The sequence below is a fragment of the Terriglobia bacterium genome, assembly GCA_020072815.1.
Lineage (GTDB): Bacteria > Acidobacteriota > Terriglobia > Terriglobales > Acidobacteriaceae > Angelobacter.
This window is the reverse complement of record JAIQGE010000012.1, coordinates 249358-272490: the sequence shown is the minus strand read 5'-3', so window position 1 is coordinate 272490 and position 23133 is coordinate 249358. Positions and strand designations below refer to the sequence as shown.

General features: G+C 59.5%; 20 protein-coding genes and 1 tRNA gene. 2 read left to right on the top strand and 19 right to left on the bottom strand.

The features are described 5' to 3' along the window. Positions 1-44: 44 nt before the first annotated feature. The gene (locus tag LAO20_16455; protein ID MBZ5533022.1) at positions 45-2261 is read left to right on the top strand and encodes a glycoside hydrolase; all 2217 of its coding nucleotides are present in this window, start codon (positions 45-47) and stop codon (positions 2259-2261) included. Between the two features lie 262 nt (positions 2262-2523). Here the strand turns inward: LAO20_16455 and LAO20_16450 are convergent, their stop codons facing one another. The 7 genes from LAO20_16450 to LAO20_16420 all read right to left on the bottom strand — a co-directional run bounded on the left by LAO20_16450 (position 2524) and on the right by LAO20_16420 (position 11807). Beyond that, the gene (locus LAO20_16450) at positions 2524-3861 is read right to left on the bottom strand and encodes a DUF5666 domain-containing protein (GenBank protein MBZ5533021.1); all 1338 of its coding nucleotides are present in this window, start codon (positions 3859-3861) and stop codon (positions 2524-2526) included. A gap of 579 nt (positions 3862-4440) precedes the next feature. After that, entirely contained in the window at positions 4441-5322 is an 882-nt protein-coding gene (locus tag LAO20_16445; GenBank protein MBZ5533020.1) for a FecR family protein, read from the bottom strand. Continuing rightward, on the bottom strand, positions 5319-7667 hold the full coding sequence (locus LAO20_16440; GenBank protein ID MBZ5533019.1) for a CHASE2 domain-containing protein: 2349 nt from the start codon (positions 7665-7667) through the stop codon (positions 5319-5321). The genes LAO20_16445 and LAO20_16440 overlap by 4 nt, the downstream gene beginning before the upstream one ends. Before the next feature lie 3 nt (positions 7668-7670). Then, positions 7671-9032, bottom strand: coding sequence for a sigma-54 dependent transcriptional regulator (locus tag LAO20_16435; protein ID MBZ5533018.1), 1362 nt, complete (start codon positions 9030-9032; stop codon positions 7671-7673). Between the two features lie 35 nt (positions 9033-9067). Further along, on the bottom strand, positions 9068-10639 hold the full coding sequence (locus tag LAO20_16430) for a tetratricopeptide repeat protein (GenBank protein ID MBZ5533017.1): 1572 nt from the start codon (positions 10637-10639) through the stop codon (positions 9068-9070). 646 nt (positions 10640-11285) lie between these two features. Next, positions 11286-11370: transfer RNA gene (locus LAO20_16425), tRNA-Leu, on the bottom strand. 167 nt (positions 11371-11537) lie between these two features. After that, entirely contained in the window at positions 11538-11807 is a 270-nt protein-coding gene (locus tag LAO20_16420) for a hypothetical protein (protein MBZ5533016.1), read from the bottom strand. Positions 11808-12082: 275 nt separating this feature from the next. Between LAO20_16420 and LAO20_16415 the strand changes: the two genes are divergently transcribed. Beyond that, on the top strand, positions 12083-12454 hold the full coding sequence (locus LAO20_16415) for an iron-sulfur cluster assembly accessory protein (GenBank protein MBZ5533015.1): 372 nt from the start codon (positions 12083-12085) through the stop codon (positions 12452-12454). A gap of 65 nt (positions 12455-12519) precedes the next feature. On the opposite strand, the gene LAO20_16410 is transcribed toward LAO20_16415, so the two are convergent. The 12 genes from LAO20_16410 to LAO20_16355 all read right to left on the bottom strand — a co-directional run bounded on the left by LAO20_16410 (position 12520) and on the right by LAO20_16355 (position 22978). After that, the gene (locus tag LAO20_16410; protein ID MBZ5533014.1) at positions 12520-13275 is read right to left on the bottom strand and encodes a hypothetical protein; all 756 of its coding nucleotides are present in this window, start codon (positions 13273-13275) and stop codon (positions 12520-12522) included. Positions 13276-13317: 42 nt separating this feature from the next. Further along, positions 13318-13896, bottom strand: coding sequence for a hypothetical protein (locus LAO20_16405; GenBank protein ID MBZ5533013.1), 579 nt, complete (start codon positions 13894-13896; stop codon positions 13318-13320). A 32-nt stretch (positions 13897-13928) separates the two neighbouring features. Beyond that, positions 13929-14480: a type 4a pilus biogenesis protein PilO gene (pilO, locus tag LAO20_16400; GenBank protein MBZ5533012.1), complete on the bottom strand. Its 552-nt coding sequence runs from the start codon at positions 14478-14480 to the stop codon at positions 13929-13931. Next, complete coding sequence (locus tag LAO20_16395) at positions 14481-15095, bottom strand: hypothetical protein (GenBank protein MBZ5533011.1); 615 nt, start codon at positions 15093-15095, stop codon at positions 14481-14483. After that, positions 15095-15997 (bottom strand): hypothetical protein, encoded by a 903-nt coding sequence (locus LAO20_16390; GenBank protein MBZ5533010.1) that lies wholly within the window; start codon positions 15995-15997, stop codon positions 15095-15097. The genes LAO20_16395 and LAO20_16390 overlap by 1 nt, the downstream gene beginning before the upstream one ends. Before the next feature lie 2 nt (positions 15998-15999). Beyond that, entirely contained in the window at positions 16000-17634 is a 1635-nt protein-coding gene (locus tag LAO20_16385) for a GspE/PulE family protein (protein MBZ5533009.1), read from the bottom strand. A gap of 39 nt (positions 17635-17673) precedes the next feature. After that, positions 17674-18888 (bottom strand): type II secretion system F family protein, encoded by a 1215-nt coding sequence (locus LAO20_16380; GenBank protein ID MBZ5533008.1) that lies wholly within the window; start codon positions 18886-18888, stop codon positions 17674-17676. Positions 18889-19047: 159 nt separating this feature from the next. After that, positions 19048-19671: an outer membrane lipoprotein carrier protein LolA gene (locus tag LAO20_16375; GenBank protein MBZ5533007.1), complete on the bottom strand. Its 624-nt coding sequence runs from the start codon at positions 19669-19671 to the stop codon at positions 19048-19050. A 96-nt stretch (positions 19672-19767) separates the two neighbouring features. Continuing rightward, positions 19768-20658 carry a hypothetical protein gene (locus LAO20_16370; protein MBZ5533006.1) on the bottom strand — a complete coding sequence of 297 codons (891 nt, stop codon included), beginning with the start codon at positions 20656-20658 and terminating at the stop codon, positions 19768-19770. Further along, the gene (locus LAO20_16365) at positions 20655-21431 is read right to left on the bottom strand and encodes an ABC transporter permease (GenBank protein ID MBZ5533005.1); all 777 of its coding nucleotides are present in this window, start codon (positions 21429-21431) and stop codon (positions 20655-20657) included. The genes LAO20_16370 and LAO20_16365 overlap by 4 nt, the downstream gene beginning before the upstream one ends. Further along, entirely contained in the window at positions 21428-22393 is a 966-nt protein-coding gene (locus tag LAO20_16360) for an ABC transporter ATP-binding protein (GenBank protein ID MBZ5533004.1), read from the bottom strand. Before LAO20_16360 ends, LAO20_16365 begins: the two co-directional genes overlap by 4 nt. 45 nt (positions 22394-22438) lie before the next feature. Further along, positions 22439-22978 (bottom strand): prepilin-type N-terminal cleavage/methylation domain-containing protein, encoded by a 540-nt coding sequence (locus tag LAO20_16355; protein ID MBZ5533003.1) that lies wholly within the window; start codon positions 22976-22978, stop codon positions 22439-22441. Positions 22979-23133: the final 155 nt, after the last annotated feature.

The following is a 23133-nucleotide window of genomic DNA, read 5'->3' as shown; positions in this document are numbered from 1 at the left end:
GTCTAGCAGATGCCCGCTTGTGTTATTAATGGATATCTCAGATTATGCCAGCCATTCGCCTGCTGTTTCTTTGGCACATGCACCAGCCCTATTACAAAGACCTGGTGACGGGGGAGTACCGCCTGCCCTGGGTCCGGCTGCATGCGCTCAAGGATTATTACGGCATGGTGAAGCTGCTGGACGAGTTTCCCGGCCTGCACCAAACGTTCAACCTGGTGCCGTGCCTGATCGCGCAGTTGCAGGATTACGTTTCCGGCGCGGCCCGCGACCCCTTTCTGGCTATTGCCTCAAAGCCTGCCCTCGAACTCGACTTTGGCGAGCGGATCTTCGCGCTGCAATATCTGTTCCAAGCCAATGCGGAAACTATGATCGGGCGCTATCCGCGCTACCGCGAGTTGTGGCAGCAGTACCGCGGGCGTCCGGAAGAAGCCGCGCGGCTGGTGCCCCGGCTTTCCAATAACGACTTGACGGACCTGCAAGTCCTCTCCCAATTGGCATGGATGGACGAGTTCTTCCTGGAAGACCCCGATATCCGCGAACTGGTCACGAAGGGCCGCGGTTTTTCTCTGGACGACCAGCAGATGATGGTGCGCAAGCAGAAAGAATTCCTGGCGCAAGTTCTGCCGGCGTACGCCGCGGCGGCTCAGCGCGGCGCGATTGAGATTTCCACGTCGCCGTACTATCATCCGATCCTGCCTCTGGTGTGCGATACCGAAGCTGGCGCCGAATCGCACAACGGCTTGCCGCTGCCGCGCACCCGTTTTCGTCATCCAGAAGATGCGCAGGAGCAGGTGGTGCGCGGCGTGGCGCTGCATACGCAGGTTTTCGGAGTGCGTCCCCGAGGCATGTGGCCGTCAGAAGGCAGCGTATCGAATGACGCGCTGGCCATTGCCCACCGCGCCGGACTCAACTGGGTAGCCAGCGATGAAGGCGTCCTGGGACGCTCCGATGGCACATCCTTTCTGCGCGACGGCAACGGACGGCTGGATGAGGCGGGCGCGGCCAAACTCTACCAGGTATTTCGCTGGGAAAAGGACGACGCCCGCGTGCACATGGTGTTTCGCGACCACTCGCTCTCCGACTTGATCGGATTTGTATATTCCGGCGTTCCCGCAAAAGATGCCGCGGAAGATTTCATTCGCCGCGTGAAGGAGTCGGCGGAACCGGTGCTGAAAAGCGGGAAAGACGCCGTGGTTTCCATCATTCTGGACGGCGAAAATGCCTGGGAAAGTTTTCCCCAATCGGGCCGCGAATTTTTGCGCCGATTGTATGACGGCATTCAGAGGGATCCGGTGTTCCAAGCGCTCACCGTAAGCGAAGCCGTGGACCGCTGTGCCGCGCCGCAGACGCTTGGCTCCATCTTCCCCGGCTCCTGGATCAACGCCAACTTTGACGTGTGGATCGGCGCGCCGGAAGACAACCTGGCCTGGGACCATCTTTCCGCGGCCCGTGACTTCTTCAATGAGCGCGCGGAGAAAGTTCCTGCTCCGCAGAGGAACCTGGCGTATGAAGAGCTGCTGATCGCTGAAGGCAGCGACTGGAATTGGTGGTACGGCCCCGAGCACCACTCAGTCAACGACAACGACTTTGACGATCTCTATCGTAAACACTTGTCGAACGTCTATCACGCGCTGGGCGCCGCGGCGCCGGATGCGTTGTCACAGCCCATCGCTGCCCGGCGCGGCGTGGTGCAATACACGCCACAGACGGCATACATCCATCCCAGGATTGATGGAAAGAGATTTGGATACTTTGACTGGCTGGGCGCTGCGACGCACGTGGCGGACCGGCGCACGTCCGCCATGCACGGCAAACTGTTTCTGCTGGATACCGGTTACGCCGGTGTTGACGAAACCAACCTCTACTGCCGCGTGGACTTCATGGAACCGCCGGCGGACTGGGCGGCGGAGGAAACGCGTCTGGCGGTTACCGTGGAAACCATTCCTCCCGCGGCGGACGCACCTCGCCTGGCGTATCGCCTGGAGGCCGGCATCACCGGCGCCGAACTGGGCGGCTGGACCTTCGGCGAAAGCGGACACGGCGAGAGCTCCGTACCCGGCGTCTATGTACGGATGAAAAACATCTTTGAGTGCCAGATGCCGCTGGCTTCCTTGCACGCGGCCCAGGGCGCCGCGTTGCGCGTTCGCTTCTCCCTGTGGCGCGATCACCTGCCTCTGGACGCGCTGCCCCAGGAAGGCGCGATTGAAGTGCGCGTGGTCCCGGAAACGGAATTGATCGCGGAAGCTTATGCGAAGCCGTAGAGCTTATGGTTGCGCGCTCAGCCCGTAATGCACAGCAAGAAGAAGACGAGAGCGCAGATCACGAATCTTTTCACTTGGAGTCCCCCCTGAGTTCAGGCTGCAGTCCAATAAAACCGGAGAGCAGCCGAAAATTAACTCAGAAAAGACTGTAAAACAGGCAGTAAACCCCGGCAATTGCTGATTGTCCGGGCATCAAGTTAGGTATTAGAAAAAGGGCCCGCCGAAGCGGGCCCTCTAGGGTTCAATTGGTCAGAGGAAGAAGCTAGTTGTGGTCTCCGCGGGTGGCGGTCATGGTGTAGGTGGTGCCGTTGACGAACACCAGTCCACGCACCAGGAGCGTTGCACCGGACGTGGGCGCCGTCTTCAGCGTTGCACCGCTGGGGACAGTCACCGCTACGGACGTCGCGCCACTGAGCTTGCCGAACGCTGACGCCGGATCAATCGTGAGTGTGAAGGCCGAGGCCGTGGGCGCCGGGCTGGAGGCAACTGTGCCCACAATGCCCTGCTCACGCAGCTTCAGCTTGGTGGCCACCAGAGGCGTGGCGTTGGCGCTGGCGTCTGCTTCCACGCGCTGTCCTTTGCCGATGTGAGTCGCATCAAAGGTGCCAGTCACGCTGAGCTTGTCAGAGCGCACGCTGAAAACGGTGCTGGAGTTGATGGTGATGTCCACCGTGGTGGGCGCACCGGCCGCATCGTCAGAATCGTGCTGGTGCACAATGGTGATCGCCGTAGCCGGGCTGCCGGTCACTGCGGAGATAACACCATCAGCTTCCTTGCCGCTGCTGCTGCCCTCGCGTTCAACTTTAGTCGCCAGCTTGGTGCCATCGGACTTGGTGACGCCGTCCACTTCCACGATGTCCCCAACCTTCAGATCAGAAAGTTGCGTGATGCCGTCTTTGAACTTCGTGTTGGAGTCTGTCGCGAAGACGATGCTGGTGCTGCCGGTGTCAATGGTGAAGTTCGGAGCTGTGATGGCGGATACTTTGCCATGGACGTCTTCGATTTCGCCGTTGTTGTCGTCTTCATTGCCTTCGCCACCAGCCGGAGGAGTCGTGGAGGAAGTTACGCTGAACTTCGGACTGACGGTGGCCGCGGTGATGTTGGGTGAGCCAGTCAGGGTGAGCGAACCCGCCAGGTCCAGATCAAAATTGATGAACAGCGGCGTGGTGCCGACAGTGATGTTAGCGAAAGTTACGCTCACATTTGTAGGCGAGACCGGCGCCGGCACCTTGGTCGGCGTGGTGCCGTTGACGACCACCAGTTCAGCGTTGGCGCCGACTGTGATGGTGGCGCCGTTGTAGGTCCCCGGGGGAACGTTGGCCAGGGTAAGCGGCTCCATGGTGCCGGCGGTGTGCACAAATTCAAACTCCGCCGGTCTGGCCAGCAGGTTGCCGGTGGTTGCCGTGGGGCTGACGCCAGTCAGCGTGATTGCCGAAATGGTCATTTCAAACTTGACCACTCTGGAATCCAGAGCATCACCGAATTGAACTGTTGTTGATGTCCCGGTCGCCTGGAACGGAGGTGTGCTGGAGCTGCCGCCGCAGCCGACTACAAGAGCAAACACAATACTTACAAAAGCGATCAAAAGAACCCTTTTCATTGGGCCTCCAAAAGAGATTTTTTTACTAGTAGGTATCCGATCGAGTGGCGACTTGGTTCTATTAGGGTACTACTTGGTTCGTGCATTTGGAGCAGACCGCATCCGCTCTCTCGTACATGCCCGAAGTTGTCCGGCGATAGCGCACTTCCGGACGGAAATTCAACTTTCTAGTTTGGCTGACCGTGCGGCAGGAGAATGGATTCTGGATGGCCGATCTTCAGAGTTCACTTTCTTGCCGCGCCTCCCACAGAGCGGGTCGCGAGCACTCGAAGAACTTAGAGCTTCGGCCTTCCCGGGGGAGCGTGGTTACATAGTGCAGGTTGCGTGCCAGAGCAAGATCCGGTTAAGAGCTTTGTTTTCAGTAGCCAAGGCTTCGAGTCTGGCATCTGAATGGGGAAAAACGACCCAGAAGTGTGTCGCAGGAACACAGTACACACGGGCCAAAGTTTGCCTTTCAGACCGCTGCGATTTTGGTGCAAATGCGGCCCAATGCTGTCGCCAAAACGAATGCGGCGGAGTCCGCATCGAACACCGCCGCATGTTTCCAAACGTATTTAGAGAATGGCCGTCCGTTGGCGCTCAGCTCGTTGCCGGCGGCTTGCCCCCACCGTGCTTGTCGCCTCCGTCGCGATCTCCGCCATCTGAACTCGAACCGGACTTGTCGCCACCACCGCCATCGGAGCCGGATTGCCCGCCTCCGCCGGAACCGGAGCCGCCACTGTCACTTCCGCCGCCGCTGCCAGCGCTGCCGCTGCCGTGGTCGCCGGAGTCGCGATCACGATGCTCGCGGTCACGGGCTTCAAGTTTCTTGATGGGATCGTCATCGCCACCGGAGTCTTTGCCGTGGCCGCCTGGACGGTCCACTTCAGGACGCAGATCGTGCGTTGGGCGGGGAACTTCCGGCGCCGATTCCGCGCCTACCCGGCTGGAGAAGCCGGCGGTGATCAGCACTGAGCCGCCGCGTCCTCCCAGGGCATCCAGTTCCACCACGCCTTCTTCCACGTCCACTTCCGTGATGCCGCGCCGGTCCACTTCCACGTCAAACCGGGTGCCGCGGACGGAGATCACTGCGCTGGGCGTACCGATCTGAAATCCCGGCGAGCCGCCCAGATGCTTCTGCACCTGCGCGCGAATCCGTCCCAGCACCAGTTGCAGGTAGCGCCAGCCGCTGGTCTCCGGCTCCTTGATCACCAGGCGCGTGTGGGCCCGCACCAGCACCTCGCTGCCGTCGGTCAGGCGCAGCAGCATGGTGCCGTCGTTGGTGTTGACCTCTGTTTCCGGCGGCAGGACTTCTCCCCGGGCCGGAGCGGCGAATGCCTGATGGGGAAGCTGGATGCTGACTTTGCCCTTGAAGTCGGCGATGGTCGCGCCGGCGAGCGGCGCCTTGACGGGCTCTTGCGCCAGGGCCACTGCGCAACTGAGCAAAACGCTGAAAATGGTCAAACGGATTGTATGTTTCATGGTGCCACCTCGGTTACTTCCATGGCCCCTCGCGGTAAGGTGAACAGGAACGAGGTGCCTGAAATTTCATGACTGCTGACTTGCACTCTTCCGCCATGTTGCTGGCAGATGCGCCGCACAAAACTCAAGCCCAGTCCCCATCCGGGGATGGACTCGCTGCGTTGCGGACGATAAAAACGCTCAAAAATGTGTTCCAGATCGGCGGCGGGGATGGCCGGCCCGGCGTTGTGCACTTCAAATTCGATGTCGTGTTCGCCGGACGTGACGCGGAGCACCACCGCGGAGTCGCGTGCGCCGTACTTGATCGCATTGCTGACCAGGTTCAAGAGCGCGCCGGAGATCAGCGTTTCATCGCACAGGACAAACTCATCTTCGGAATCCACTTCCACCCGCACCGGCACGTGCGCCGCCGCGGCCAGCGGACGCACAACTTTCTCCACGTGCGCCACCATATCGCGCACGTTGGCCCGGGTGCGGCGCAGAGGCCGCGCGCCGGCGTCCAAGCGCAGCACTTCCAGGTAGGTGTTGATCATCGCCACCAGCCGGTTAGTCTCGCGGAAAATGGTGGCGGGTGCTTCACTGCTGGCCGCCGAATTCGGGTAGCGCATCAGCAGCTCGGAAAATCCCTGGATGGAGACTAGCGGCGTCCGCAGTTCATGGGTCACAAAGCTGAGCGCTTCTGACCGCGCCTGGTCCCTCTGGCGGCGGGCGGTAATGTCTTCGGCCATCACCAGCAAGGCTCCCGCTTCCGCGAAGGAAGTCCAGGGCAGACGCACGGCGCGGAACAGCCAGAGCTCTTCTTCGAGCGAAACTTCATTCTCCGCCCAGGAGCTGCCATCCGGCGCCAGGTTCTGGATTTCCGGCCAGCCGCCGGCCATCTCGGCGACGCCCGCCAGGTTGCCCAAGCGCGTGCGGTGGCGCTCACAGAATTTTTTCCAGGTGCCGTTGCTGAAGAGCAACGCGCCGTCCGCGCCGTACACCGCCAGACCTTCACGCATGGTCTCCAACAACGTCTGGCGGAAGGTGTAGAGCGAAGAGAGGTCCGCCTGCAGATGTTTGAGCGCTTCCAGTTTCCAGTGCAAACCTGCCGGCGCCGCGCCGGCCGCAACTTCGGCTTGCGCCCCGAGTGGACGCGCGTCAGATGCGGGCGCGATCGTCCGGCGCAGTTGCTGCAACCGGGAAGTTACTTCGCGATTCACCAGCAGCAGGTTCTCCAGTTGCGCGATGGGCGCAGCCAGCAAGCCTGCCGCCAGCAACGGACCATAGGAAATCAGAAGATGAAAACGCAGGAACAGGAAATATGCTCCGAAATAGCCGGCAATGATCATGGCGGCCAGAAGCACCAGGCCGCGCACGCCGGGTTCGCGCACCACCAGCCAGATGGCGGTCATGCTTAGCAAGACCAAGGCCAGCAACTGCCACGCAACGCTCACGTGTTGCAGAGACCGGCCGGAGAGCAGCATGTCCAGGACATTGGCGTTGATCTCCACGCCGGGCATGGGGAGCTGGTCGCTCACCGGGGTGAATAGACGGTCGCTTACTTCAATGCTGCCAAAGCCGATCAGCACCGCTTTGCCGCTCAGTTGTCCGGTGTTCTTGCCGGCCAGCAGGTCGCCGGCGGAAACCGTGACGAAAGGCGCCGGATCAGCGCCGGGCTCAAATTGCTGGCGATAGTCAATCAGTTGCGTGCGTGACGAGATTTTTTCCAAGCCGCTGCCGCGCGTATCGAGCGATCGTTCCAGGGCTTTGAGTTGCGGTTTCACCAGGCCCGCCAGCTTCAGTGAAAACGCCGTGCGCAGCCCGTCCGCGCTGGGCTCTTCCAGGGGGACGCTGCGGCACAAGCCGTCAAAGTCGGTGATTGCCTGCACGTGGCCCACGCCCTTGGCGGCCTGGGCAAAGCGCGGCAGAGGATCCATCCACAGCCGCGTATCCGGCGAGCTGGAAATCTTGGAGCCCAACACCAGGTTTGGCGCCGACTGGATAGCCTGCGTAAGCGCCGCGTCATTCGGCTCGTCTTCCGGTTCGGACAGCAAAACGTCCAGGCCGATGGCCTTGGGATTCTGCGCGCTCACCGCGTTGATCAGGCGGGCCAACTGTGTGCGATGCCACGGCCATCGCCCGTAATGGTCCAGCGACGCATCGTCAATCAGCACCAGGGCCACTTGTTGCGACGTTGGTTGCGGCCCGCGCAGTTGGAAGTAGAAATCGTTCAGCTTCAAGCTCAGCGTGGACACCGGGAAGCTCAAGCTCACCAGCAACACCAGTCCCAGCAGCACGCCGTTCAGACGCAGCCAGCGGCCCAATTTGATGGGGCGCGCGTTACTCGGGTTGGGAAGAAACTTCATTCGTTATCCCACCAGCAGGTCAATCCCTAACCGGCGCGCCTTCTGGTACAGCGTCTTACGCTCAATCCCCAGGGCCCGCGCTGCTTTTGATTTGTTGCCGGCATGTTCCTGCAACACCCTGACGATGTGTTGCCGCTCCATGTCTTCCAGGGTGGTGGGGTTCTCCACGGTTGCGCCGTTGCCGTGCACCTGCCGGCGTTCGTTCTCCACGTCCGCCACGCCGATCTCCCCCGACGTGCAGAAGATGGCCAGGCGTTCCACCAGGTTCTCCAGTTCGCGCACGTTGCCCGGCCACGAGGAATTGGACAGGAACTGCGTCGCCGCATCGGTGATCTTTACCGTGCGCCCGTTCTTCAGGTTGGACCGCTTCAAGAAGTGCTGCACCAGCAGAGGAATGTCCGCGCGGCGTTCTTCCAGGTTAGGCAGCGTGATCACCACCACGCTCAGCCGGTAGTAGAGGTCTTCACGAAACTGGTTGGCCGCCATCAGTTTGGTCAACTCGCGATTGCTGGCCGCCAGGATCCTCACGTCCACCGGCGTGTACTTATGCGAACCCACCCGGCGAATCTGGTGCTCCTGTACCGCGCGCAGCAGGTTCACCTGAAAGCTGGGTTTGGTTTCTGAAATCTCGTCTAGAAAGAGCGTGCCGCCGTTGGCCGCTTCAAACAGTCCAGGGCGGGCGTTGTCGGCGCCGGTGTAAGCGCCTTTTTCGTGGCCGAAGAGTTCGCTTTCCAGAATGTTTTCCGGCAGCGCGCCGCAGTTCACGGGAACAAACGGCATCTTGGCGCGTGAACTGTGATCGTGGATGGCCCGGGCCACCAGTTCTTTTCCGGTTCCGCTGGCGCCCTGGATGAGCACACTAACGTCGGTGGGCGCGACGCGGGCAATCGCCCGGTAGACTTCCAGCATCGGCGGAGTGCGCCCGATGATGGACGTTTCCGGCCCTTCGTCGCTGTCGCCGGCCGCTGCGGGCGATGCATTGCGGCTGTCCTGCACCTTACGCACCACGGCCAGCAGATCATCAATCAGCAGCGGCTTGCCCAGATATTCGACCGCGCCCGATCCCAGCGACTTGGCCACGGTTTCCACGCTGGTATGCGCGGTCATTATGGCGCAGGCGCACTGCGGCTGCAGCATTTTGATCAGGTCCAGCACGTTGAGCCCGTTTCCCGTGCCCAAATACAGGTCAACAAATGCCATCTGCACGGCTTGCTGGCGGAGAATCACCTCCGCCGAATCCACGTTGTTGGCGGTGAGGCAGGGATAGCCTTCCGCCGTCAGCACGGACGCCAGCAGGTTGCGCGTGGAGTCGTCGTCATCCACAATCAGGATCCGGAAGCTCTGTTTTGATTTACTGCCCGCCATCCGAATTGCCTTTCTACAGTCGTGTTGACCGTGGTTTAGAACTTGTAGCCGAAGGTTGCGCTTACGGCGTCGGCCCGGAAAGCGCCCGTGGTCTGGATCAGGTGAAAATGGGAGTAGTCGGCGGTGAGTATGAACTGTCCGAATAAAAGATCATTGCGCACCAGGACTTCACCCGCCGGTGAATAGCTTCCAAAGTCCTGCAGCAACTCGCCGCCGCCATAGCCCAGGATTTCTCCGCGATACCATTTGCGCCAGCGGAAACGCACCCCGGCCGCGCCCAGATGGCTACGGTATTCGCCCGGCGCGAAGTAGCCGTGGCTCAGGTCCTTGGCGAAGTGCAGATGGCGGAAGGCGTAGCCACCGCCCAGGCTGACGGTGTTGTCGCGAAAGCCGAACCACTTCATCACTTCACCCCACTCGCGCTCGGCGTGGTTGCCGTCAGAATAGTGGTTGAAAGAAGCGCTCGCGGCCACGGAAAAGCCCTTCATGCGGTACTCCATGCGGGTGTGCCATCCATGCGCCAGCAGGTCAAACTGCGCTGCGTCAAAAGTGGGAGCCACGGGCGCGCGTCCGTAGCCGCCTGAGAGGTACAGGCTCTTGATCGGATAGAGTTCCAGGTCGCCGGAGTACAGCGTGCGGCTGCTGGTGTCATCGAACCTTACCGCGCCTACGCCGGCGCGCACCGCCACATACTTGTTGACACGATACCGGCCTTCGTCCGTGCCGGAGACCATGGCGGCTTTGGCTGAGCCCGTCTTCCACAATTGGGTTTCTTCGAGGCGCGTCCGGCTGGTCAAGTTCTTGTTGAATTGGTAAACGAACCCCTGCGAAGAGCTGACGGATTTGTTTCCCGAGGTATCTGAGAAGAACGTTTCGCCGGCCTGCACGCGATGCATGTACTGCGGCGCGGTTTCCGCCGGTGCGTTTGACGACCGTCGTCCTGAACCTGGATTGCTTGAAGCTGGGTTGCTGGAGGATGGGTTGCCTGAAGCTGGGTTACTCGAGGAAAGATAGTCGCTGTACTGCTCCAGGCCCAAACTGTTGGGGACCTTCTCCAAGGTCTGCTTCGCCAGTTGCTGGGCCTGGTCCCGTTTGCCTTCCAGGATCAGGTTGTGGACCAGACCCAGCGCGGCGGTTTCGTCCTTGGCGTTGGCCGCCAGCAGTTCCTGGTAGATGCGGTCAGACTGACGGTAGTCCTCGCGATAACCGTAGATTTGCGCCAGCAGCAGCTTGGCGTTGCGGCTACCGGGATTGGCCAATAGCACTGCGTGCAACAGCGAGATCGCTTGCTTGTCCTGCTTCTGATAGACGTGTATGCGCGCGCGCTGGACCTGCAACGCTTCATGATTGGGGAAGCGGCCCAGCCCTTCTTCGACCAGTGCAGTGGCTTTCTTGGCATCGTGCTGGTCCAGGGCCTGCTGGCTTTGCACCACGATCTGCTCGACTTCAGAGGCCGGGCTTTGTACAGCCGGCACGTGCGAACCTTGTTGGCTTTGCGAACCGATCGCCGCGGACCGCGGAGGCGGGGGAATCTCCTGAGCACACGACCACGCTGCCGCAGCCAGCAACAGCACAGCCGTAATCGCTTTGGAGACAACTCTCATCATAAGAATCTCTCAGGATGGTCAGAGGGTTACCAGCTAAGGCAGGCAATCGATGAGCCAAAAGCGATAGATGCCGAACAACAAAGCACTTGGAGCCCTCTTAGACACCAAAAATGAGTATAAATTACCTAGTGGGTGTATCAAATTTAACCACATTTTAGGCTGCTGGACAAAGAAGAACCTTGGGAAAAGAAAGCTGAAAGTGCATGTACCTGGTCCGCGACAGGACGAGAGGGGGCCCGGCAGGTTGGATCGCGACCTTCGACTACCGATGCCGCGGCTAAGGGCGCGGAAGTGCCCCTGCCGGCCGGCGGTTTGTCAATGATGGGGCAGTGCGAGAAGAGTGCCGGCCGGCGGTTTGTCATGATTAAGGGCGAGGCCGGGGCCCCCACGCACGCGCTTCGCGTCGTGGGGTGGGACGCCTACTTGCGCGCCGAGCCCGCTGTTTCAGGCGCATCGTTGCGCTTTGCGATTGCCATGCGCGCCAGCGGTTGTCGCGAATAATGGTGCGAAAGGGGGGACTCGAACCCCCACGGTTTTACCCGCCAGATCCTAAGTTGAGCCGATATGCGGGCGTCTGAGCCCGCAGGCGAAATCCTGAGCGACACTGAGGCTTGCCGAAGGGGAGTCGAAGGATCCCAAAAGAGGATGGTGCGAAAGGGGGGACTCGAACCCCCACGGTTTTACCCGCCAGATCCTAAGTCTGGTGCGTCTGCCAATTCCGCCACTTTCGCAGAAGTGTCGTCAATGAAATGATAGCAAGGGTTGATGGGCTGGTGCGACTCAGTGGGAACTCGCGCCACGGGAAGAAACTTGGCGTCATGGACGCCTGACGTCCCCAAGGCTCGCCCGATTGACGCAAGTTGCCCCAAAGCTCGTCTGGGCAAAACCGGCCTGAGGTTTACCGGGTCAGGTGGGTGTAAAAGTAAGTGCCCGCGATCACCACAATCAGCAACGCCGAACACGTGCCCAAGATACGCACCCAGGGATTGATCTTATTCACTTTGGCGATCAGCTCTTGCTGTTCTTTCTGCATGTGGTCTTCAGCACTGTCCAGGAAAAGCTGGTCGTCTTCATGCATGGTGAGCGTGCCGCGGTAAATCAGCAGAACCACCAGAATCGCCGTCAAACCGCCCCACACGATAAGCAGTCCTAGCATCATCTGACTCATCTGACACCACCTGAGACTCAGTTTGGAAGCAGTCCCGCCTGGCCCCGCGCCGTCACGGTCCCAGCAGAGGAGGGTAAGGTGGAACCTTCAATCGCATTATAGACCTGCTTTTCCCCGGTCAAGGCAGGGATTTTTTTCGTTCCCGAAACCAGCCCGCGGCATGCCGGCGACGCGGGCGCCAAAAATGTATCAACTTAAGGCCAATGGAATCAGCGACCGAATCTGTACTATAATGGTCTTGTATTATTACAGAACGTATTTCCAAGGAGACATCAATGGCCACCACATCCACACCCAACGTTGAGACCACTACCCCCAACGTGCCGGTCAACTTGACGCCGACGGCGATTTCCAAAGTCAAGGAGATCATGACGCAGCAGAGTCCAGTACCTGAAGGGCTGCGCATCGGCGTGGTGGGCGGCGGCTGCTCCGGCTTCTCTTATTCCATGTCGTTTGAGCACGCGCCCGGAATGATGGACAAGACCTACACTTTTGACGGGCTGAAGGTTTTTGTGGACGCAACGTCCGCCATGTACCTGAACGGCTGCACCGTGGACTACGTTGAGACCCTGGAAGCCGCCGGCTTCAAGTTTGAGAATCCCAACGTGAAGAGCACCTGCGGTTGCGGTTCTTCGTTCAACGTCTAAACCCTGAGATCAGTTTTTGTGAATGGAAGCCTCGCCGGATTGGCGGGGCTTTTCTGTTGATGGTCTTATCGCGGCGCAGGCGGCTGGGTCACTCCAGGCGCAGTTCCCAGGCTGCCCGGCGGTAAAGCTCCGGCTCCGCTGGGTTCGGCCACGGTGATCCCATCGCCGCCGGCCTGTTCCAGGCGCGGGTCGTAAACAATCAGCCACTCGTTGTAATGGGTCTTCTCGTTAAAGGCCTTGATACCTTCGCCCTTGCTGTTGCTGGCCACGCCGATGATGGGCGCTCCGCCCAGTGATTGTCCGCTGCCGATGTTGCTGGTCTTCAGCGTTCCCATCTGGCCCGGTGTGCCGCCGCCTAACTGGGCCGGCGTCCCCGCCGCTTGTCCGCCGGAAGTCGCGGGTACGATTGATCCCGTGCCTGGAGCGTTGGCCTGTCCGGGGAGCGGGCTCGGAGTCAAGGTGTTCGGCATATTGGGATTGGGGGCCGGGATTTTGACTTGTGCTTCACCCAGACGCACCAGATGCCATTCCTCCTCGCCGGTGATGGGGTCTTTGTATTTCTTGCGCAAGAAACGCAGGTTGTTGGTGTTCAACAGCTGGTCCACTGAACTCGGATAGACTCCCTGCTTGTGGTAGAAGCGCTTGACGGCCCGGGCGTAATCCTTGCCGCGATAGACCAGCTCTTCTTCTCGATCGCGCTTGATTTGCTGGACGATGCTGTTGATCTGCATGCTCATGGCGATGATCATCACCGTGATCAGCAGCATCACGGAGACCAGCACGTAGCCTTTTTCGCCGGCTTGAGACTTCCTGACTTTCATTCGGCAACTTCCTGCGCGCAGCGCGCCCGCCTTGCCCTGGATTTACCGGGGCGTCAGCTGGATTTGCTGCTTGTTGTTGGTCAATAGATCTTCGATGACCACGTAGGTATTGGCAATCTGGACCACCTTGTAACGGCGGTCAACAATGTCACCCTGTTTGGCGACGAAGACCGTGGCCGCCGCGCCATCGCCTTCCGAGAGGAACACTCTCCGGGGCTCGCCCGGCTTGTTCTCCGAGCCAAAGAACTTGAGCGGAATCGGCGGGATGGGCGTTGGCGTTGGGACGAACGGCGTGGGGGGCGCGGTGACGACAACCGGCGCAATTGGAGGCTGAATCACCTCCGCTTCCATGATGAAAATGTTGCGGCCCCCGGCTTCGTACTTTACCTTGCGGCTGTTTTCTAAAACGTCCAGGCGCAACGTGGGATCCAGATCGCTCTGGGCCATGGTCTGCGTGCCGGATTTGGCCTGCGGGCGCGCGCCTTGCGCCGCTGCCGGCTCCGCCGCGCTGGCCCCGCTCCCCGAGTAGCGATAAACGGTGTAGACGACCAGCGGAACGGCCACGGCCAGCAAGCAGGCCATGATGACCATTTCCTTCTTGTTTTCGGCTCCAATCTTCACTCGTTAGTTCCTCTGTTAAGCGCGCGAGATCCCTACGCCGTTTCTTTCAAAAAAGTTTCAAACTTGATAGACAAGGAAACCCCGCCGCCTTCTTTGCCCACGCTGCTCAGGGAGATCTGGTCAATGATAAACAACAGCTCGCTCTGTTCCAGGGCATTGATAAAGCGCGCGACCTTGGCGTAGTCGCCCACCACGATGGTCTCAATGCTGATCCGCTGCACCTCAGCCAAATCGCCTTTTTCCGGCTTGAGTGTAGAGTAGCGGATGGACTGCGTGGAGACCCCGGTTTCCCGCGTGAGCTTCTCCAACTGCACCGAAATCTGCGACGAATGGCGCGGGACCTTTTGCTCGGACAGGGCCTTGAGGTTGGTCCGGGTCTGGTCCAGCTTTACGTCTATGTGTTCCAGGGGCGCCACTTCTTTCTTCAAGACGCTGATCTGGTCCTGCAGGCTGGCCCGCTGGTTTTCCAGGGCCGATGCGCTGGACCCCGGCCAGAGCAGGTAGGCCAGAAGCGCGACGTCCACCACTGCCATGATGGCCAGGGCGATGATGAACCGCTGCCTGGTGCGCGGCATGTTCCTCATTTACAGGCCCTCCTTGGCAGGGGTTTTGGCCTGCGCGCCACTGCGCGGCGTGTAGAAAGCTTCAATGCCGAACCGGATGATAGGCAAACCGCCTGGACGTTGCTCTTTCTGCGTATTTTCATCGATGATGTGCGCCTGGCTGAAGCGTTCCGAGCTTTCCAGTTTCTGCACCAGTTGGACAGCGTCAGCGTGCTTTTCACCTTCAATCACCAGCGTCAGCTTCATGCGGCGGTCAAGCGTGATTTCAGGATGGACGGTGGATACGTAGGCCCGCCGCGGCATGATCTTCTGCAGATCGTTCAAAAGCTGCGTCCAGGAGAACTGCCGGCGCATGAGCTGGCTGTTCCAGAAGTTCTTCTGCCGCGTGACGTCAATGTTCGCGGGCAGGTTCTCAATGCGTTCTGCGTCCGACTCCTCTTTTTGCAGTCTGGCGATTTCCCGTTTCTGGCCGGCGATCTGGGTGGACAGATTGGCGGACTTGGAATGGTTGTGCCAGGCCAAAATGACCAGCAGAAGCGTCAAGATGCCGGCCACGCCCAGGGCCGTGCCCCAGCGCACAAAAAATTGCCGGACATCCTCATACTTTTGCGAAGCGAGATTGATGTTTACATGCATTATCCGAGCAGAGCCCCCACTATGCCGGCCATGAGGGATGGCTGCACCGTCTCACCACTGATGTTCTGTTCGGACGAAAGCTGCGGCGCAAGTGCATGCACCTTGGCGCGCGTTTGCTGCTCCAGCAGCGGCCCGATTTCGGAAACAGGAACAATGCCGCCCACGTAAATCTCTTCCACGTGAGCGGCGAAGGTATCTTCAAAAAACACGATGGAGGGCAGCGCGGCTTCCGCCAGTTCGGCCGCGGTCACGGCGGCGCCGTGGGGGTTTTCCAGCGTGCGCACCAGGCGAAGCTCCTGGCGCTCCGCCGCGAGAATGGTGATGTTCAAGGGGTCCACCTTGAGCACCAGGGTGGGCTTGTCGCCCGGCACCAGTCCCAGGGCCGCGAGCGAAGACGGCACCACCACGCCCGGAGTATATCCGGCGTCGCGAAAGGCGGCCTCGTACTCATCCATGATGCTGCGCGGAGAGACCGCCGCCACCGCGTGGACGCTTCCGTTGCTGCGCCGCACTTCGTAGGAAAGCGCGGCTTGGTCCACGTCAAACGGCAAAGATTTTTTCATGCGAAAACGGATGACCGGATCGGTTTCCTGTTTGCCGGAAGGCAGAGAATCGAAATCCAGCAGGAGCACGCGCACCGCGGCGTCCGGCAGAATCACGATCAGGTCGCGCGACTTGCCGGCCACCGAGGCCAAGCCGCTGCTGATGGCTGCGCGCAACGCATCGCCATCCAGCACATTGGGGCCGTTGAGTCCCGGCGCCACAACACCGGGATTCAGCTTGCGCGAGGTAAACGCGTCCAGGCGCTGCATGTGGTCTGAGGCGCGCGCGGCGATCACCCTGTCCAGGGTAATCTCACAGGCCAAGCGCGGGCGCTTTGCGGTTTGGTTCAGGATTGACATGCTTAACGAGTGGTCTCAATAAACGTGACCTTGTTGATCTCCTTAAAACTGGTTATGCCCGCCTTGACCTTTGCCAGGGCCGATTCGCGGAGGAAACGCATGCCCTCGTCGTGCGCCGCCCGGCGAATTTCCGATGACGGACGCTTCTCCAGAATCAGTTCGCGCACGCGGTCTGACAAGTCCAGCAGTTCATGGATGGCGGTGCGTCCGTGGTAGCCGGTCCCCGCGCATTCAATGCATCCGGTCCCTTCGTAGAACTGAACGTCGCGCCATTCTTTCGGATTCAGCCCGTTGTTGTCTAGTTCCTGATCAGAGTACCGCGCCGGGGCCTTGCAATGCGGGCAGATGATGCGCACCAGGCGCTGCGCCAGAACGCAGTTCAGGGCGGAAACAAAGTTGTAGGGTTCCACGCCCATGTTCAGGAAGCGGCCCAGCACGTCCACCACGTTGTTGGCGTGGACGGTGGTGAAGACCAGGTGGCCAGTCAAGGCGGACTGGATGGCGATCTGCGCAGTTTCAGCGTCGCGGATTTCGCCCACCATGATCTTGTCCGGGTCATGGCGCAGAATGGAACGCAGCCCGCGGGCGAAGGTCAGCCCCTTCTTTTCGTTCACCGGAATCTGGGTGATGCCGTGAATCTGATACTCCACCGGGTCTTCAATAGTGATGATCTTGTCTTCGTCGGTCTTAATCTCATTCAGGGCGGCATAGAGCGTAGTCGTCTTGCCGCTGCCCGTGGGGCCGGTCACCAGCACCATGCCGTAGGGTTCCAGAATGTAGTGGCGGAACTTGCGCAGGTCGTCTTCATCGAACCCCACCACGTCCAGCACCAGGTTGCGGAATTTTTCGCTCATGGACTCTTTGTCCAGGACGCGCAGCACGGCGTTCTCGCCGTGAATGGTGGGCATGATGGAGACGCGGAAATCAATGAGCCGGCCGTTGTACTTGACCCGGAAGCGGCCGTCCTGGGGCACGCGCTTTTCCGCGATGTCCAGCTCGCTCATGACCTTGACGCGGGTGATGATGGTGGAGTGGTGGGCTTTGGCCATGGGCTGCATGGCCGGCTGCAGCACGCCGTCAATGCGGTACTTCACCACCACCGAATCGCTCTCGGTCTCAATGTGGATGTCACTGGCGCGCTTTTGCAGCGCGGTGAAAATGGTGGTGTCCACCAGGCGGATGATAGGGCTGACGTCGGCTTCCGCGGTCCCGGTAATCTTGTCAATGGTGATGTTTTCATCACCCGACCCCTCGTCGTCGCGCACCACGTCTAAAACGAAGCCTTCACTGGCCTCTTCCAGAACGCGCTGCGACTGCTCGGTCTTTTTCAGGATTTCATTGATCTGGACAAGGGTAGCGACCTTGGTCTTGATGCGGCGGTTGAGCAGCAGGCCGATTTCGTCAATCATCATCAGCTTGCTGGGATCGGCAATGGCGATGGACAACGTCCCCTCGGTGCTTTCCAGCGGGACAAAGTTGTAGCGGAACATCAGGTCCACCGGGACGGTCTTGAACAACTCGGCATCCAGGTGGTAGTCGCGCAGGTCAACAAACTCGCAGCGGTAGCGTGCCGCCAGGTCGCGGGCGCGTTGCTCCGGATTCACCGGTTGCTCGATGCCCGGTGCGCCGTCTTCCATGGTAATACTGGTGTTTTTCTGTTCCATACCTTCAACTTCCTAGTGTTGTATCTGTGCGCCGAGAGAAAAAATGGGCAGATAAAGTGACAACAAGACCAGAGCCACGGTGACGCCCATGAAAATCAGAATGACCGGCTCAATCAACTGCATGGCCGCGGTCAGGGAATTCTGCACGTCTTCTTCATAAAACTCCGCCACCGAGTTCAGCATGGTCGGCAGCGCGCCGGTGGACTCGCCCACTTCCACCATTTCAATGGCCAGGTCGGGGAAAAACTTGGTTTCTTCCAGGCTGTAGGCCAGGGCCTGGCCTTCACGGACGCGCTTGGAAGCGTGTTCCACGTTGCTGGCAATCTGGTAGCTGTTGATGGACTGGCTGGCCGTTTCCAGTGACGGCACCAGGGGCAGGCCGCCGGCCAGCAGCGTGGACAGCGTGCGGCTGAACATGGCCACCTGGTACTTCATCCAGATGGGCCCCAGGACGGGCAGGCGATAGCGCAGGGCGTCCAGCGCCCTGGACCCGCGTTCTGACCGCACCCACAGCAAGGTCCCAACTACGATGATCGCCAGCACCGCCAGGATCACATAATAACGGTGCTGGATGGCCTCTCCGATGCTGAGCATGAACAGCGTCAATCTCGGAAGGTCAGCGTTAAGGCTCTTGTACAGGTCGGCAAACTGCGGCACCACGTACCCCATCAGGAACGTAAGCATGACCGTGAGCGCGGAAATCAGCAGCCCGGGATACCAGAGCGAGGCCAGCAGTTTTTTCCGAAACGTGACCGTGATCTTCTGGAACGTGATGTAGCGGGCCAAGACCTCTTCCAGATTGCCGCTGCGCTCGCCGGCCAGCAGGGTGGTGGTGTAGATCTTGGACACCGAGCCGCCCTGGGCGGCGAAGGCATCCGAGAGCAGTTCACCGCTCTTTACCCGCTCCTGGACGTTGAGCAGCATGTTCTGGAAATTGGGGTTCTTTTGCCGTTTGGTCAGCAGGTTCAAGGAACGCAAGATCGGCAGCCCGGCCTTGATCAAGGTGAGGAACTGCTGGTTAAAAATGAGGAAAGCGCTGGTCTTCAGCCGCTTTTTGCGCTCACCGAACAGGGCCCGTAACAGCAGGCCTTTGTTCCCCTTCACCGAGTAGACCATGAAGCCTTGCTGGGCAAAGCGGTCGCGGACCTCCTGTTCGGAGGCGCCGTTCTCCACCTGTTCGAGCACATGGCCGCGCTCGTCAGCCATTTTGACCATGAATTCTGCCATGGGATTCTGCGCCTAAGGGAAGCCTTGCTCCTGCTTCAAGTCTAGCATTTCGCGGACCTGGGCCGCACTTTCTAGAATGGGGGAAGTTCTATATTATTGCGCGAATTTCCCATTAATTTCCCTAATTCTTCTGTAATCGGAGGTAACGTTAAGACTTCACTACTGGGTCACCTGTTCGTCTTGAATTGTCTCCACTCCAGGGGGAGGAATGAAGCGGAAAAGGCCGTCCTGCACGGAAACATTTTCTTGGATTGCGGCAAAGCGGAACTCCGTGGTGGCGCCGTCCGCCCCCTGAATCACAATGCGCACCAGTTGCGCCGCAGGGGAGACTTCCAGCAGCACGGCTGAAATTCGGTCCTGCATCCCCTTGGGTATGCCTCGCAGCACCACGTTGCCGGCTTGCAGAGGCGGCACGTCCGGCGCCAGAGAAAGCCCTTCCAGCTCTTTTTCCAATTTGGTCTTGCCCAGCAGGAAGCGCATGGGTGAGCGAATGTCATCCAGTTTCTTTACCGATGTCTTTCTGGCTTGCGCTTCCCCCAGAACGTAAAAGTACGCGTTCTGCGAATCCATGACGAAGAGCTTCTGCTTGGGATTCGAGTACTCCCAGCGCATGCGTCCCGGCTTTTTGAGCCACACCGTACCGCTTTCCGTCCGCGAAATCCCCGGCGCCTGATAGATCTCGGTAAAGGCCGCCTTGAAACTCTTCAGGGAGTTGTAGTGTTCGTCCACCGCGCGCGCAGTGGCGGTGACGTCTGTGGCCAGGCCCGGCAGACTGAGCATCATCGCCAGGCCGGCAAGGCCGTACGCGCGTAAAAAGAAAATTCGCATGCAAAATGGCTTTCGGAAAGATTAGATTCCAACGCGTGGTCTGGAGATACCTTACTTTGTCGTCCGGCCTTGACCCAAATACGGAAACTGCTTTGGATCTTCCACTCCCACGGCGCCGTCCGGCTGCAGCTTGTAAAGATGTCCCGTGGGGTCTTGCGGTATTCCTGGAAGCAGCCCGCGGCGGACCATGTCCAGCCAGTTCGCCGGCAATGATCCGGTGCGGTCGCGATACGCCTGAACCCGCCGGCCCAGTTGTTCGATGTCCGATTCCGCCTGGAGAGAAAGCAGATGTTTGAGGGCGGTTTCACGAATCATCTTGTCCCTGGAGTTTTCGTAAATCCCCCTCCACAGAAGCATTGCTGTGCTGGTATCTTCAGCATGCTCCGCCATCCTTGCGGCCATGACTTTCATCCAGGGAAGCGCGCCGGGAACCTCTGATCCCGCCTGAAAGGCCTTTTCCGCGGCTTTATAGTCATGGCGTTCCAGGTAGTGCACAAAGCCCATGGTGAAATACATACGCCAGTAAGTGGGATTGGCCCGGACTCCTTTTTCCAGCAGCGCAATGGCTTTGTCCGGGTCCCCAGCCCCGTCCGGCGGGCGCTGGCAAAGGAAAATGGAGCCCGTCTGATACGCCACCACCAGCTGCGGATCCAGGTCCGTGGTGATATCCAGAAGGGGATAGAGGAGGTCGTAATGTTCGGAGTGCTTCAGGTGCTTATTGCCGAAGTACTGGACGGCGCGCGTCCAGTAGATGTCCGCCAGCAGACCGGAATATCCCAGGCTCATGTGCTTGAGCGTTTTTCCTGAAGGCAGATAGAGAATTTCTTCCAGCGTGGCTTCTTGACGGTAGCTGTCCACTTTCTGCACCGACAGCACCGCCCCGGCGAACAGCACCACCAGGAGCGCCGCGGCAATGATTGTGGTATGCCGGTGATGGTTCATTTCAGGTTGCGCCGTTCAAAGATCAACACCGCTGCCGAGGTGACCGCCGCAGAATAGAACAGCGCGTAGAGCGTGTTGTAGAGAATAAGGCTGCCGCTGACCGGCTGGTCGTGGGCCACCTGGGCGATAACGTTCAACGACGCCAGATGCGGCACCAGGTAAGCGGCGATCGTCCCAAATATTTTGGTGATTCCCTGAGCTGCCGCGGCAAAACTGCTCAAGTCGTCAGAATAAGTCCCGATAGCAAACAGCGCGAAGGTGAAAATGGCGGAGAAAATAGGCGTCGAGAACGACGAAAATAGTAGCGTGATGGCGGTGACGATCAAGAACTGCAGCACGGTGAAATAGACCGCCACCAGGAGCTGGGCATCATGCGCCGCGAGCCCGCGCGAGGTGATGGCCAGCGCCAGGTAGAATCCCGCGGTCATCAGCGCGGCGTTGACCACCAGAGTCATCATCAGACCGCAATATTTGCCCGCGATGAATTCCCAGCGCCGTACCGGGCGGCTCAGGATGGTGTACAACGTCCGCTTCTCAATCTCCTTGGACACCAGGCCTATGCCGATGAAGATGGCGATGATGACCCCGAACAGCGAAATGGAACTTAAGCCCACGTTGACCAGGACCAGCCGCTCCACGTCAATGGAGATGGCGCCGAACAGCGGTGCGCTGGCCACCAGCAGCAGAACAAACACAATCAGGTTGTAAAGCACGCGGTCGCGAACAGCTTCGCGGAAAGTGTTCAGCGTGATGGCGGCAAGACGGGAGGTCATACCGTGACGTCCTCCGTCTCTTTGGTCTCCTCCGCGGTCTTGGACAGAAAGTATTCCTCCAGCGTTCCGTGCAAGGGAGTGACGGAAATCAGCGTGACGTGTTGCTGGCGCAGCTTGTCCAGAAGCGAATCCAGGTTTTCCCGGGTCACCGTGGCACGCACAAGGTTGCCCGCAACATGAGATTCAGCCAGCAACCCGGCCACCGCGGGCAGGGCCGCTGTGCCCTCCCAGATCACTTCACTCTTGCCGCCGGCAGAGGACCGCAGATCGTTCACCACGCCAACGCCGCGCAGTTCGCCCTTGTGAATCACCGCGACCCGGTCGCACAAGGCTTCCGCGTCGGAAAGAATATGGGTGGAAAAAAATATCGTCTTGCCCTGGTCCTTCAAACCCTGAATCAGTTCGCGGACTTCATGCCGCCCCAGCGGGTCCAGGCCGGACATGGGCTCGTCCAGGAAAATGACTTCAGGATCGTGGACGATGGCTTGCGCAATGCCGACGCGCTGCAGCATGCCCTTGGAGAACTTCCGCAGCTGTTTGCTGCCTACGTCACCCAGGCCTACCCGCTCCAGCAGGGAGGAGATGCGCTGCTTTCTGACCGTTTGCGAGACGCCGGACAGCCGCGCGTAATAGTCCAGCAGTTCGGGTGCGCTGAGGTAGTCGTAGAAATATGGCTGCTCGGGAAGGAAGCCGGTCTTCTTCTTGATCTCGGGATCGCGGAAGCTCTTGCCGAGAATAGTGGCGGAGCCGGAGCTGGGGAAGATGATCCCCATCAGCAGTTTCAGTGTGGTGGTTTTGCCCGCGCCATTCGGCCCGAGAAACCCGAAGGTCTCGCCGGATGCCACCGTCAGGCTCAGTGACTTCAATGCCGGACGCAGCTGTTTCTTCCAGAATCCGACAGCGTAGTTTTTAGAAAGGCCCTGAATCTCGATGGCGTGCATAGTCAGTGGTTGGCTACCCAAGCCATTCATTTTACCTGCCCTGGCGGCACATTCAAACCGCGCGGGCTATTGCACCACGGTGAATTGCGTAGCATCGGAACACGTCGCCCTGCTTACCGGAGCAATGGAGGCGACCGGGTTCAATTGCTGGCGGATAATTCCGTCATCCGGAACGCAGTAATTGTTCCGCCCCGAACTTCCTAGGGCGAGGGGCGTAGCGGTTGCGGCAAAGTCGAGATAGGGCGCTGCTGCGGTCTCAGACTTTAGGGAAAATGTATATCCGCTCTTGGGGCAAGGCTCCGTTTTGCAGCCGATGAGCTCATCCACCAGGCAGGCGCCATTCTGGTCGCAGGGACTTCCCGGTCCCAGTTTGGCCAGCGTGTTGGCATAGCCCGCGGTGGCGTAAGCCGTAACGTAGGTGGCCTCAGAATTACGGATGTTGCGCATTGCTGCCACCGCGGCAGTCTCGTTGGCCAGCATGCGGGCGCGCAGCAAGCTGGGGACGCCGATCGCGGCAATGATCAAAATGATCGCAACTACAATCAACAGCTCGATAAGCGAGAAGCCCCTGGCCTTTACTAACCTGTTGTTGTTCATCGGTTTCACGGATGTGCCCTTCAAAGTTCAAACAACCCCTCTATAAAGGCATCTTTAGGGCCATTTTCGCCACACCTTAGTACCTATGGCAAGATCATTGATAAATAACTTTATTTTCATACATATCGGGAGGTGGATTGGCTTAAGAAAATGCAGAACTTGAG

What these genes read in the sequence shown, in the direction of transcription:
- LAO20_16395 (MBZ5533011.1), bottom strand. Translation starts at nt 15,095, where the DNA reads ATGCATGTAAACATCAATCTCGCTTCGCAAAAGTATGAGGATGTCCGG.
- LAO20_16450 (MBZ5533021.1), bottom strand. Translation starts at nt 3,861, where the DNA reads ATGAAAAGGGTTCTTTTGATCGCTTTTGTAAGTATTGTGTTTGCTCTT.
- LAO20_16445 (MBZ5533020.1), bottom strand. Translation starts at nt 5,322, where the DNA reads ATGAAACATACAATCCGTTTGACCATTTTCAGCGTTTTGCTCAGTTGC.
- LAO20_16440 (MBZ5533019.1), bottom strand. Translation starts at nt 7,667, where the DNA reads ATGAAGTTTCTTCCCAACCCGAGTAACGCGCGCCCCATCAAATTGGGC.
- LAO20_16380 (MBZ5533008.1), bottom strand. Translation starts at nt 18,888, where the DNA reads ATGGCAGAATTCATGGTCAAAATGGCTGACGAGCGCGGCCATGTGCTC.
- LAO20_16365 (MBZ5533005.1), bottom strand. Translation starts at nt 21,431, where the DNA reads ATGACCTCCCGTCTTGCCGCCATCACGCTGAACACTTTCCGCGAAGCT.
- LAO20_16370 (MBZ5533006.1), bottom strand. Translation starts at nt 20,658, where the DNA reads ATGAACCATCACCGGCATACCACAATCATTGCCGCGGCGCTCCTGGTG.
- LAO20_16435 (MBZ5533018.1), bottom strand. Translation starts at nt 9,032, where the DNA reads ATGGCGGGCAGTAAATCAAAACAGAGCTTCCGGATCCTGATTGTGGAT.
- LAO20_16375 (MBZ5533007.1), bottom strand. Translation starts at nt 19,671, where the DNA reads ATGATGCTCAGTCTGCCGGGCCTGGCCACAGACGTCACCGCCACTGCG.
- LAO20_16420 (MBZ5533016.1), bottom strand. Translation starts at nt 11,807, where the DNA reads ATGAGTCAGATGATGCTAGGACTGCTTATCGTGTGGGGCGGTTTGACG.
- LAO20_16390 (MBZ5533010.1), bottom strand. Translation starts at nt 15,997, where the DNA reads ATGTCAATCCTGAACCAAACCGCAAAGCGCCCGCGCTTGGCCTGTGAG.
- pilO (MBZ5533012.1), bottom strand. Translation starts at nt 14,480, where the DNA reads ATGAGGAACATGCCGCGCACCAGGCAGCGGTTCATCATCGCCCTGGCC.
- LAO20_16455 (MBZ5533022.1), top strand. Translation starts at nt 45, where the DNA reads ATGCCAGCCATTCGCCTGCTGTTTCTTTGGCACATGCACCAGCCCTAT.
- LAO20_16385 (MBZ5533009.1), bottom strand. Translation starts at nt 17,634, where the DNA reads ATGGAAGACGGCGCACCGGGCATCGAGCAACCGGTGAATCCGGAGCAA.
- LAO20_16410 (MBZ5533014.1), bottom strand. Translation starts at nt 13,275, where the DNA reads ATGAAAGTCAGGAAGTCTCAAGCCGGCGAAAAAGGCTACGTGCTGGTC.
- LAO20_16430 (MBZ5533017.1), bottom strand. Translation starts at nt 10,639, where the DNA reads ATGATGAGAGTTGTCTCCAAAGCGATTACGGCTGTGCTGTTGCTGGCT.
- LAO20_16415 (MBZ5533015.1), top strand. Translation starts at nt 12,083, where the DNA reads ATGGCCACCACATCCACACCCAACGTTGAGACCACTACCCCCAACGTG.